Source organism: Desulfomicrobium norvegicum, from assembly GCF_900114595.1.
Lineage (GTDB): Bacteria > Desulfobacterota > Desulfovibrionia > Desulfovibrionales > Desulfomicrobiaceae > Desulfomicrobium > Desulfomicrobium macestii.
This window is the reverse complement of sequence record NZ_FOTO01000007.1, coordinates 32,149-44,149: the sequence shown is the minus strand read 5'-3', so window position 1 is coordinate 44,149 and position 12,001 is coordinate 32,149. Positions and strand designations below refer to the sequence as shown.

At 50.3% G+C, this 12,001-nt stretch carries 8 protein-coding genes and 2 pseudogenes; 1 reads left to right on the top strand and 9 read right to left on the bottom strand.

The genetic code is table 11. The features are described 5' to 3' along the window. Nucleotides 1-4: 4 nt before the first annotated feature. From BMZ24_RS19475 to BMZ24_RS11480, 8 genes and pseudogenes are all read right to left on the bottom strand, one after another. Nucleotides 5-1,129: a polysialyltransferase family glycosyltransferase gene (locus BMZ24_RS19475; protein ID WP_143077893.1), complete on the bottom strand. Its 1,125-nt coding sequence runs from the start codon at nucleotides 1,127-1,129 to the stop codon at nucleotides 5-7. A 1-nt stretch (nucleotide 1,130) separates the two neighbouring features. Continuing rightward, nucleotides 1,131-1,506, bottom strand: a pseudogene (locus BMZ24_RS20155) (IS5/IS1182 family transposase); the annotation flags it as partial. Nucleotides 1,507-1,558: 52 nt separating this feature from the next. Beyond that, nucleotides 1,559-2,614: a pseudaminic acid synthase gene (gene pseI / locus BMZ24_RS11505; protein WP_092192413.1), complete on the bottom strand. Its 1,056-nt coding sequence runs from the start codon at nucleotides 2,612-2,614 to the stop codon at nucleotides 1,559-1,561. Then, nucleotides 2,611-4,806, bottom strand: a complete 2,196-nt coding sequence (pseG, locus tag BMZ24_RS11500; protein ID WP_092192411.1) for a UDP-2,4-diacetamido-2,4,6-trideoxy-beta-L-altropyranose hydrolase — start codon at nucleotides 4,804-4,806, stop codon at nucleotides 2,611-2,613. The genes pseI and pseG overlap by 4 nt, the downstream gene beginning before the upstream one ends. Beyond that, entirely contained in the window at nucleotides 4,806-5,507 is a 702-nt protein-coding gene (gene pseF, locus BMZ24_RS11495) for a pseudaminic acid cytidylyltransferase (protein WP_092192409.1), read from the bottom strand. The genes pseG and pseF overlap by 1 nt, the downstream gene beginning before the upstream one ends. Further along, nucleotides 5,504-6,664, bottom strand: coding sequence for a UDP-4-amino-4,6-dideoxy-N-acetyl-beta-L-altrosamine transaminase (gene pseC, locus BMZ24_RS11490; protein WP_092192408.1), 1,161 nt, complete (start codon nucleotides 6,662-6,664; stop codon nucleotides 5,504-5,506). The genes pseF and pseC overlap by 4 nt, the downstream gene beginning before the upstream one ends. 2 nt (nucleotides 6,665-6,666) lie before the next feature. Continuing rightward, nucleotides 6,667-7,665, bottom strand: coding sequence for a UDP-N-acetylglucosamine 4,6-dehydratase (inverting) (gene pseB, locus BMZ24_RS11485; RefSeq protein ID WP_092192406.1), 999 nt, complete (start codon nucleotides 7,663-7,665; stop codon nucleotides 6,667-6,669). Nucleotides 7,666-7,700: 35 nt separating this feature from the next. Further along, nucleotides 7,701-8,483, bottom strand: coding sequence for a lipopolysaccharide biosynthesis protein (locus tag BMZ24_RS11480; protein ID WP_143077892.1), 783 nt, complete (start codon nucleotides 8,481-8,483; stop codon nucleotides 7,701-7,703). Nucleotides 8,484-8,730: 247 nt separating this feature from the next. Here BMZ24_RS11480 and BMZ24_RS11470 point away from each other — a divergent pair. After that, nucleotides 8,731-9,965, top strand: a pseudogene (locus BMZ24_RS11470) (IS3 family transposase). Between the two features lie 521 nt (nucleotides 9,966-10,486). Here BMZ24_RS11470 and BMZ24_RS11460 read toward each other — a convergent pair. After that, complete coding sequence (locus tag BMZ24_RS11460) at nucleotides 10,487-11,884, bottom strand: undecaprenyl-phosphate glucose phosphotransferase (protein ID WP_092192400.1); 1,398 nt, start codon at nucleotides 11,882-11,884, stop codon at nucleotides 10,487-10,489. Between the last annotated feature and the right edge of the window lie 117 nt (nucleotides 11,885-12,001).

Sequence of the window (12,001 nt, the reverse complement as noted above, 5' to 3'; positions counted from 1 at the left end):
CCAGTCACCTTTCCGAAAGTGGCGTTGTGTGTCGTTCAATAAACCGTCGCAGCCATGCTTCGGGAAATATTTTTTCCTGTATTTGCTTAGGTAATATTTTGTGAATCGTGTATGAAGTAATTCCAAACACCGCATTTCCAATAATCAATAGTCCGGAATTATATCCTATAATAGCATCAGGCTCTATGGCTCGAATAAGAATTTCTCCAGGAATTTCATCTCCAATTACGTGAATTCCAACTTTTCGATAGAGCTTGTCATTTCTTTCAAGGGGGTGACGTTTTAAGATTAGCGTGCCGCCTCGCGAATTAACTTCTTTTAAAATTATGTGTAGCAATTGGAGCAATTCGCTAGACGATACGCCATAAAGTTCTACTAATGGTGATCCTATTAGTATGAAGACTTTTTGAAATTGCTGTTTTGTAATCCATGTGCGTAGTTTTATTATTTCTTTGTGGTAGAATTTTTCAGCGAGAAAAATGACAACCGCATCAACGTGTTCTTGATTTTCTCCAGTAAGGATTTTCCAATTCATAGACACAAATAAGGGTAGCGAAAAAAAACACCTTCCAAGATATTTTAGCACTGGATAATGCTTTTTCTCCCGTCGTCCAGCTCGCAAATGATGAAATAATCCGCCATATGTTCCAATACCTTCTTCAATAGTAATGGTTTTGCATTGTATTATTTCTCGAAATGTTAAATTATTGAGTGTGAAAAAATTAAAATAGGTATGATGAGCTACGCAGTATTTATTTTTTCGGAATAGTAATTTAGCAATTAATAAAAATATAAATTTAATTAATGATTCAATAAATGATTTAAAATTAAATTTTTTTATCTTTGAGTGGGTAATTGATATAGATAAGTCTCTGTATTTAAAGGTTCCTTTTTCTATTGCATATTTTTTATTCAAATTTGGCAACATGTGTAACTGCACTGATGCGCTTGATTTGCAAAGAGCGCTGGCAGCAGACAACGCAGCAATAATGTGAAATGGAGAAATAAGATCGCACGCCACGAATTTTTCAATGGATTGACCACCTTTATCCAAGATCCCCCCCCCCTCATAATCTGAACAAAGCGGCTTTAGTAATTTGTTGGTCCCGAAACACTGTTCAAATGTCACGCTAGGTACTGGTCTGTGCAGGCTGAACATTGAGTCGAAGTATGTGCCCAAGGAGTTTGATGCACAAAAAGCGCATAGTTCGGATGAACTTCCGCAAATTGATCGCAGTATAAGCCATGTGCAGGTTCATGTAGGCACTGAATTGGCTTTTGAGGTAATTGCGCTGCATCCTGTTCTCGTTCTTGAGATGGCCGATAATCGGCTCGATGGTTGCGTGGCTTCGGAATCGCTCTAGCGTGCCGTTTGCTAGAAGCTGTTTTTGTTTGCCTGCTTGGATCGGGGATTTCGATACTGGTTACGCCAATCTTGCGCTTCCCACGGTAACCAAGGTGGCAAATCGCCATGTTCGGCCTTCGCTCCACAATGATTTCGACTTGAAACCTGAAATACAGTATTTTCGAGTATCTTTCGATTAATTTCGACATGTTGTTATTTTTGGGGCTGACTAATCAAATCCCATGATGTTGCAGTTCCTTTTTGGATCTGAGTATTTGTTTTTCGCCCTATAAGGTGATCAAAAAATTTAGGGGCCAGCCCCATCCCCGGCCGAATTCGTCGGATATCGTCCCGCGAGATCACTGCGCCCGCAGGGAGATCGTTTACAAAGTAAACAGAGCGTCGAAATATCATCGATTCTTCTTCAGCTTCCTTCCGCTTGTATCCCACCTCGCCCAAAGCGCTCCAAGCGTCTTTGGCATCAACGCAAAGCCGTTCCATCTCATGTGGTTCGAGTGAGAACTCGCTGTCAGGCCCTTTGTCCTGCCTGTTCAGGGTAAAATGCTTTTCAATCACGCATGCTCCCAGAGCTACGGCCGTTACCGCGGCAGTTGTTCCCATCGTATGGTCGGATAGTCCACTTATTACGCCAAATCTTCGCGTAAGTTCAGGGATCTGGCGCAGGTTCGCCTGCTCGATCGGAGCCGGGTAGCTGCTGATGCAGTGGAGCAGGATCACATCCTTGCATCCGGCTTCGTGTGCAGTAGTGATCGCCTCCTCAATTTCTTCTTCGCTGGCCATGCCGGTCGAAATGATCATGGGCTTACCAGTGCTGGCGGCATAGCTGATAAGCGGAAGATCTACGATTTCGAAGGACGCGATTTTGTACGCAGGGGTGCCGAGGTCTTCCAGAAGATCCACGGCTGTTTCGTCAAAAGGAGTGGAAAAAATGGTTATGCCGAGCTTCCTGGCATGATTGAATATCTCCTGGTGCCATTCATACGGGGTTTCGGCCCATTTATAGAGATCGTACAGCTTGAAACCGTCCCAGAGTCCTCCCTTGATGAGGAAATCCGGAGCGTCGCAGTCGATGGTCAGGGTGTCCGCAGTGTACGTCTGGAGCTTGATGGCGTCAGCACCGCACCGATGTGCGGCTTCGATGGTTTGAAGCGCCCGCTCCAGCGAACCGTTGTGGTTGGCTGACAGTTCGGCGATGATATAGGGCTCATGGCCGGGGCCGATGGCACGGCCGTTGATCATGACTGTCATGAATCCTTTCCTCTGCTGGATGGTCGTCTGCATATTTTCAGGATAAATTCCTGGCCCTTGTGTCTGAAGAACGCGGGATAGTCCTCGTTGTCGACGATGCGCAGGTGATTGAATTGTTCAGCAAGAGTCTTGGCGGGATCCAATTCGCTGTCTGTGGCCCGGCGGCGGGGGTATGAGCTGCTTTTGCCGGTCTGCTCCCTTGCCTCATGGAGAATTTCAGGATGCCTGGAGACGAATGACCGGACAAGTTCGATCGTCGCATCGGCGATCAACTCTCTCCAGTCGTCGATGAGTTCCGTGCCATGGAGGGGAATCCATTTCTGAAGATAGATTGGACCGGCATCGACGGCGTCAACCGCCTCAAGCAGGGTGACCGGGATGCGCTCTGCGCCTTCCATGATAAGCCAGCTTGCCGGAGACCAGCCGCGTCCTTTAGGGAGGTCGCTGGCATGTACAACGATATTGTTGCTGTAACGCGAGCGAGTCTTGGCGTCGACGATCCGGCCGTAGCTCAGATAGAAACACAGATCGCCGCCGGGCAGAGTAGATGCGTCATGCGACCAACTGACGGAATGCCCTTCGGCCAGCCAACCCCCGATCAGCGTAGGGACAGAGGCGTTGATCCAACTGCCTCGATCCGTGCATACGGCAATTTCCAATCGTTTTTGATTCGCAGCGTTCGTGTATTGGCCCTGCCTATTCGCAACACTCACTGGAGACATGCTGGAATTCTGCGTGTCTGAAAAAATCAAGACTCCTGTCGCATTCTCTCTCAATACACGCAGTGCTTCTTCCAGGATCATCTCATCTCTTATGAAGCTTCCAAGGTGAGGCGCATGCAATATCCTGATGGACCATGACGTCTCCTGGCGTGAAAAATAAATCAGGGATACGGGAATTTTGCTTGAAGTTTCGACGATGAAAACATGATACGTATCGATGTCTCGCAAATGTTTTCGGAAATTATTTGTAATCTCTATTGAATGATGAATATTTTGTATTGAGGTATGTGAGCATGTTGATAAAAAATTGGACCAGCGAAGCACATTGATTTCGTCATCCATTGTTGCAGGACGTGCGCGTAAAGAATTTTTATCGCCTACAACGAGAAGACTGCCGACCCTTGACGTTCCTTTGCCGTCAACGGCATGGCCGCATCGCTCGGACCAGCCGCTCTCCAATCCATTTTTCATGAGACTTTTAAGAGCTTCGGCCATGCCGTGCTCATCGACTTCATTCTTGTGGCCAAGCCACTGGATAAATCTTTGCTTATGCAGTTCGGCCGCAATAGGCCTCTGGTTTTCGGCAAGAGTGATGACTATGCTTGGCAACCCTAGGCAGCATCTTTCCCATGATGTAGCCCCGCCTGCACCGACAGCGAAATCGGCCTTGGCCATCAGGTGCGCGAGGCTTGGAAGGCGTTCATGCAGGCGGATTCGACCATCTCTGGTCGCCAATTTCCACAGTGATTCGGCGTGGGGGCTTGCGGAATTGATTACCACGTCCATGGAAACGTCTTCGGTTTTGAGCGTCCCAAAAGCGGAAATGACCATTCCCGTCAGATTGTCGGTATCGGCACCCCCGAAATAGACAAGGATGCGGTGGATCGGGCCTTCCCGGGGAGGAACCCGGTCATGCAGTTCGGAGTACAGGGGTTGCAGCAAGGCATATTCAGGGCCGAGCAGCAATGCGCAATTTTCGGGAACGTTGCCGCGATAGCGGTCCTGCCAGCCTTCGACCAGATTTTGATCCAGCAGCAGGTCGCAATCATGGTTACGATCGGCCAGGTCGTCTATGACCATCAGCCTGCGGCAGGCCGGCCGTAACTTCCGCTCCCATCTTTCATCGATCGCATAGTGGTCGATCACAAGCCAATCGGCGGTTACATCTCCTATAGCCTTGCGAGTCTGCGTAGCGTCTGTGCGCCAATCCGCGCCAAGCCATGCCGCATGGGGCGGCAAATTAAGCTCAAGCCCCAAGTCCTGCGCTACATCCACCGCAGGAAGACCGAGGGCGGTAAAGCCACGTTCGGAGATCAAATCAATCAAGTTTCCAGGGTGTTCGCGGCAGATGAACGTACTTTCGCATCCGCGATCACGCAGGGCCTCCGCGAGCGTCAGACAGCGCATGACATGCCCTGTCCCGATTTTCAGCGATGCATCGACGCGAAAGGCGATTTTTCTCGGATTCATCACGATTCCTCACGCTGGCGCAGTGTCGTGAACATCAATTCCGCCCGCCGCCAATCCTCGTCGGTGTCAATGTCCTGAACCCGATGGCGTGGCAGGATGACAGGGATGGCGTTGGAATTGAATATCGGCCGTCCTTCGAGCCAGGCTTCCGCCCGGCCCCAATAAAACTGGCCGGCATCGTGGTAGCTTTCTTCCAGGTCTTGAGAGCGAGTGTTGAAGTGCTCGGAATGAAACATTTCGACCCTTCCGTTTTTTTTGATGCGGACAGCGCGTTGGATCGGGAAGGGGAAGCTGGTTACGGAAAATACGTAGTCGCACCCCTGGTGAAGCAGGGCTTCAAGACCCTGGCGCAGGTCCGCCGGGCGAACGAAGGGGGCGGTTGCATATACACAGCAGACTTCTTCCGGTTTCTCAGTCGTATGCTTCAGATGCCAGTCTATCGCGTGCGCAATGACAGGAATTGTTCCCGTGTGGTCATCAGACAGCGCTTTCGGACGGACGAAGGGCGCTTTGGCCCCCCATTGCAAGGAAATTTCGGCTATCTCGGCATCGTCAGTTGAAACGATGATCCGGTCGAAACATCCGCTCTCCCGTGCCGCTTCGATGGCCCAGGCAATCATGGGCCTGCCACAGAATTCCCTGATGTTCTTTCGGGGAATGCGCTTGCTGCCTCCCCGTGCAGGAATCACCGCCAGCTTCATTGTTGCACCGCCTTGCGAAGCGCTTCCACGACGGCGTCCTGCTGGGCTTCGGTCATGCCGTGGAACATGGGAAGGCTGATGGCTTCGGCATAATAGCGTTCGGCCTGGGGGAAATCTCCGGGCTCAAAACCCAAGTTGCGGTAGTAGGGCTGGGTATGAACAGGAATGTAATGCACATTCACGCCGATGCCCTGGTCGCGCAGACTCTCGAAGACGTGGAGTTGGCGCCTTCCTGTCTGGGCTGGGTCCAGGCGAATCACATACAGATGGAGACCTGAATACGAGTCCGGGTGCTGCCAGGGCGTGACCACGGGAAGCTCTGCAAGCATCTCATCATAACAGCGGGCCAGGGCATGGCGACGCGCCACGAATTCATCCAGTCTTTTCATCTGGGTGACGCCGAGGGCCGCCTGCAGTTCGGTCATGCGGTAATTGAAGCCAAGATCAATCTGCTGGTAGTACCAGGGGCCGTCAGGTTCGTGCGTCATCAGGCCCGGATCGCGGGTGATGCCGTGACTACGCAACAGGGACATCCGTTCCGCCAGGCGGGCGTCGTTCGTCGTCGCCATGCCGCCTTCTGCGGTGGTGATGATCTTGACGGGGTGGAAGCTGAAAATAGTTATGTCGCTGTAGCGACAATTGCCGATGAATTCGCCTCGAAATTTTCCGCCGATCGCATGGGACGCGTCTTCAATGATCTTGAATCCGTAGCGTTCGCCTAAGGCATGGATGGCGGTCATGTTGCAAGGCTGTCCGCAGAGATGAACAGGGATCACGATTTTGGGCAGGCGGCCTTCGCGTTCAGCCTGTTCGAGCTTTTTCGCCAGGGCATTGGGGCAGAGGTTGTACGTGCGCGGATCGATGTCGACGAAGTCTACCTTGGCGCCGCAGTACGGGCCGCAATTCGCCGAAGCAACGAACGTTATCGGGCTTGTCCAAAGCCAGTCACCTGGTCCAAGTCCAAGCGCCAGGCAGGCTGCGTGCAGAGCCGATGTGGCGCTGTTGACCGCAACCGCGTGTTCGGCCCCCACATGGTTGGTAACAGCCTGCTCGAAACGTGGAACCATCGGGCCCTGCGTAAGAAAATCCGAACGCAGGACATCAACGACCGCGTCAATATCCGCCTGGGTTATTTCCTGGCGACCGTATGGGATCATGATCAGATGTTTCCTATCTTGTCACTGTTGCTATCTATCCATGCCTCCAGTTCACCCGGGGCCATCCACTCCGCATTGTTGTTGCTGGTGTAGCTGAAGCCTTCAGGAACTTTCTTTCCGTCCTTGATCCGCTTGCTGCAGTTCGCCCAGCCGTTGATGGCGGGAAGGATTTTGTAATGCTCTGGATATTCGTAAGTGTAGTAGGAGTCATCTTCCCCGATCATCTGTTCGTGCAGCTTTTCTCCGGGGCGGATGCCGATGAATTCGAGTTTGGCGTTGGGAGCGATGGTCAAGGCGAGATCTGTGACCTTCATGGAAGGGATTTTTTTGACATAGATTTCACCGCCTTGCATGTCTTCGAAAGCATGCCAGACGAGCTCGACGCCCTGCTCAAGAGAAATCATGAACCGTGTCATGCGCTCGTCGGTAATAGGCAGCACGCCCTTGTTCTTGATGGAAAGGAAGAAAGGAATGACCGAACCTCTTGAGCCCATGACATTGCCATAGCGGACCACGGCGAATCTCGTCGTTTTGCTTCCGGAATAGGAGTTCCCGGCTACAAAGAGCTTGTCCGAAGCTAGTTTGGTGGCGCCGTAAAGGTTCACAGGGCTGCTGGCCTTGTCCGTCGAAAGGGCGACTACCCGTTTGACTCCTTTGTCGATGCAGGCATCTATGAGGTTCGTGGCGCCGTTGATGTTCGTTTTAACGCATTCGAAGGGGTTGTATTCGGCCGTTGGTACTATCTTAGTGGCGGCAGCGTGGACCACGTAGTCAACGCCATCAAGCGCCCGGTACAGACGTTCTCGATCCCTGACGTCGCCTATGAAAAATCGAACTCGTGAATCATCCTGGAATTTTTTTGCCATGTCCCACTGTTTCATTTCATCGCGAGACAATATTATGATTTTTTTAGGATTAAATTTCCTTAATGTCATGGGCACAAAGGCATTTCCAAAAGATCCAGTCCCGCCAGTCACCAGAATAGTTGATTCTTTGAGCATGTTTTAACCTTGTTCTTAGTGAATTGATCCCGTTGTCATGCTGCGAATGTACTGTTTCGTTTTAGCATGATGTATTTAAATATAAGGAGGGATAAAAATGTGAAAGTAAGTGACATTGGAATTGATGTCGTGTCGTAAAATTTTGATAATGCAACTGTTACAATAAAAAAAATTGGTAGTGAAAAAATATGTCCTACTATAATGCTTGTATCTTCACGTAATGCATAAAGACCGTAGTGCGGAATCATGCTGACAGCTGATATCGCTGTGGCGAAAATTGTCCAAAAAAGTAGTGATAAGTGTTGAGCGTACACATCTCTCTTGATCCAATGTATAATTGGACCTGTTAATATTATAGCTGATGCAGAAAGTGTTAATGTCAATAAAATGGTCTGAATGCCCATGCGTCGCAATTGATCTTTGAATCTTTTTGCATCCTTTCTTCCGACAGCAGCTATCAATTCTGGATAGGTGAATGAAAAAACCGCCGCATCAAGAAAACTAATGATGGCGTTGGCGATTCCGGCAAAAAAAACATACGCTGCAAGAACTTCAAGACCGCTTATAGCCTCGACCCAATATCGATCAAAAGTGTAAAGAGCTCGTAGTGAAAGTGTAGCCAGTAAAAAGGGGAAAGCTACTTTGATCCCTTTTTTGATCCACTTCCAATCGATAGGCAGCTGTAGGGAACTCAAGTCCACGTTGCGTAATCGGATAAAGCCCAGGAAACATGCGCCGGATACGCCTAGTGTCCATGCAGCGAGGACAAACGAGAGATGCCTCTGCTCTGGAAAAATCCATAATATGACTGCCGTCATGATTGCCCAGCATCCCTGCCGTATAAACAGGATAACGCTGGCCCAGAGAGGTTCTGAGATTGCTACAAGTAGTCTGTTAAGTTCCTGGGCGAGATGCTCCAGCGCCAACAAAGGGAAAAACCAAAAAACAAGCTCCCAAGTCCTCTGGGATAGGGTTTTCTTGGACACCGAATTGGGAGTAGAGAGACTCCCCATGAGGTGATTCATGAGCAAACAAAACGACAAGGATATGTCGGCCGTCTCCCCGGTGGAGGGAGGCCGTAGGCCGACTGGAACCGGGGAGACGAAGGCGGCTCCCAAGCGATTCTGGGCACAGCATAAGACTGAGGCCGTCCTTCGGCTTCTGCGTGGAGAGGACATTGAGACGCTCAGTCGGGAACTCGGAGTCACGGCGGCCAAGCTCTCACAATGGAGAGATGCCTTTCTGGCCGGTGGTGCCGATGGTCTCAAGAAACGCTCTCCGGCCGAGGAGGCCGAATACAGGCGCCTCAATGAGAAGATCGGTGAGCAGACCATGGAGATCGAGCTACTCCGCGAAAAGATTCGGCTCCTGGAGGCAAAGGACCCTTTGGGGTGGCGGAGGTCGAGGAAATGAGCCAGTCCACCTCGCCCTCCACAGGTCAGAAGTATGGACTGGTGAGAGTCTGCCAGGTCTGGGGCATCTCCAGATCGACGCATTACGCGCGCAAGGCTTCGGCTGAGAGTGCGCCTGGCCGCAGAGGGCCTGTCGGATTCCATAGCGACGACGAATTGCTCGACCACATAGCCGCCTGCATCCAGAGTTCTCCTTTCACTGGCGAAGGCTACCGGAAAGTGTGGGCCAGGCTGCGCTTTGATGGGATCAGGACTTCCCCTCAGCGAACGCTTCGGCTCATGCGGGAGAATAACCTGCTTGCTGTGCGCAACCCTGGAAGGCCTCACGGCCCCAAAGCGCATGACGGGACGATCAAGACAGAGCGGGTGGATGAGATGTGGGGCACAGACATGACCACGACGATGACTGCACGGGAAGGCAACGCATCGATCTTCCTGGCGGTGGACCACTGTTCTTTGGAGTGTGTCGGCATCCACGCCGCCAAGTACGGGACGCGTTTCGAAGCCCTGGAGCCGGTTCGCCAGGGTGTGCGTCATAGCTTTGGTGCCTTTGGCCCCGCAGTGGCTGAAGGCCTGACTCTGCGGCATGACAACGGTAGCCAGTACGTTTCCAGCGTGTTTCAAGAGGAGATTTCCTTTCTGGGTATTCAGAGTTCGCCATCCTTCGTCAGAGAGCCCCAAGGCAACGGCATCGCGGAGCGGTTCGTTCGGACCTTGAAGGAGAACCTGCTCTGGATTCGGCGGTTCGACACGGTGGAGGAACTCCGCCTTGCCCTCTTGGAATTCAAGGACACGTACAACCGGGAATGGATCATTGGACGCCACGGCTACAAGACTCCGTCAGCGGTGCGGGCCATCCAGAAAGAGGCCGTGAACGTCGCGGCTTGATTAACCAAAAGCGTGTCCAAAAAACCGTAGACCGATACACAAGGTAAAAATCCAATCCAAAAAATCAAAAAACTCGCTGGGATCAATATTGTGTATGTGATTGTATAGAAAATACCTTGGTCACGGAGCATTGCCGCCCATTTTTTTCTATCTGTAACAATAAGTTCCCGAGTAGAGTATGTATAAAAGTCGAACCCTAAAGCCATCAGGCAGTAAAAAATGGTTGCACTGAAAAGTCCGTAAAGCCCTACCTCCAGAGGCTCGAGAAATTTGGCCAAAACAAAGAGGAGGGCGAATTTACTGACAAGAGTGGTGCCACGAAGCACGAGATTGAGAAGTCGCTCCAAAACTTCGCGTTCTCTATTTGTCACAGAGTGCGTTCATCATATTGATTTTTACGTTCATCCAGTGATAATTCATTGCATTTATCGGTTGTCATGTGGTTATAACATCAAACGCCAAAGACTGTATGTGTGTAATCGTTATGGTGCCGACAGCGCACGGAAAAGGGCGGCGTGACATCAGCACGCGTTAGTTCCTGTGAAGCCGCCTGCAATGGTTTGAAGAATGATTTTGAAATCGAGAAGCGGGGTCCATGTTCGAATATATTCCAGATCCATGCGTATCCGGCCTTCCATTTTATCCAGAGTGTCGGTTGGGCCCCGGAATCCGTTGACCTGGGCCAAGCCGGTAATGCCGGGCTTTACTTTGTGACGGAGCATGTATCCTGCCACGAGTTTGCGGTACTCCTCATTCATGGCCACGGCGTGAGGGCGTGGTCCGACAATGGACATGGAGCCTTGGAGTACGTTTAGAAATTGTGGAAGCTCATCCAGAGAGTATCGTCGCAGAAATGCGCCTATCCTTGTCACTCTGGAATCATGTTTTACGCACTGGGTGAAATTATGTCCGTTTTCGCAGACGCTCATGGTTCTGAATTTCAGAACGTTGATGGAAGTGCCGTCCAGTCCATATCGTTGCTGAGCGAAAAATATCGGTCCGGGCGAATCAAGTTTTATGGCTATGGCAATGGCGAGCATTATCGGGGCAGACAAAATCAGGATTAGTGTGCCCAAGACGAGATCAAGTGTGCGTTTTAATACCGCGTAGAATCCAAAAAATGGTGATTCCCAGAGTGCGATTGCAGGGATGTCCCCGAGGTAGTCCACAATTCCGGAGAGCATCATTTTAAATTGAAAGATGTCTGGAACGAAATAGACCGTGGATGTGGAGTCTGCCAGTTCGTTGACGATGCGTTTAATTTTTTTTTCAGCCCTCATTGGCAGTGCGATGTATACGATATCTGTTCCTTGTTCGCGTACATGTTTTGCAACCATGTCTGTACTGCCCAGAATCATGCTGCGGTTTTCCAGGAGTCCCTCTTTCTTGTCGTCGAAAAAACCCTGGACGCCTATACCGAGCCAGAAGTTATTGGTCAGGTAGTTGGATACGGAGATGCCAAGTGCTCCGGCTCCCACAATGACTGCCGTACGGTTGAACTGTTTCTTGCGATCAAAATGGCGTAAAAAACAGCTTAATGTGACTCTAAGCAGAAATAGAAACACAGGCCAAATGATCATCCATGTCGTGATGATGACACGTGAGAAGTCGGAGCTGCTTTTGAGGACATATCCGATGATGAGCAGGCAGGAATAAGCCAAGGCGCAACCTAGGAGCAGACGTTTTGCTTCAAGTTGCCACTTTGCTGCGAACAATGAACGGTAGGTGCCGGCAAGATTGAGGCAGATTGGAGCGAGAAACAGGAGCAGAAAAGCCAGTGCCTGGTATTCTCTGGTGGCAAACATGGTGTTCTGGTAGGCGATCTGGCAAAGACCAAGGATGAGGACTCCTGATAACGCGTCGAATCCTTTGAGAAGGCTCTGGATCAATACAGCATCATGGCTCATTTTGTTTGGCATGTGAGACTCTCTTTTGATTTTCACCAAGTTGTTTAAATAGAATTTTATAAGTGCATAATAATGTTTTTTTACTTTATTTTATTTATAAATTTAATGTATTTATTTAATACTTTTGTT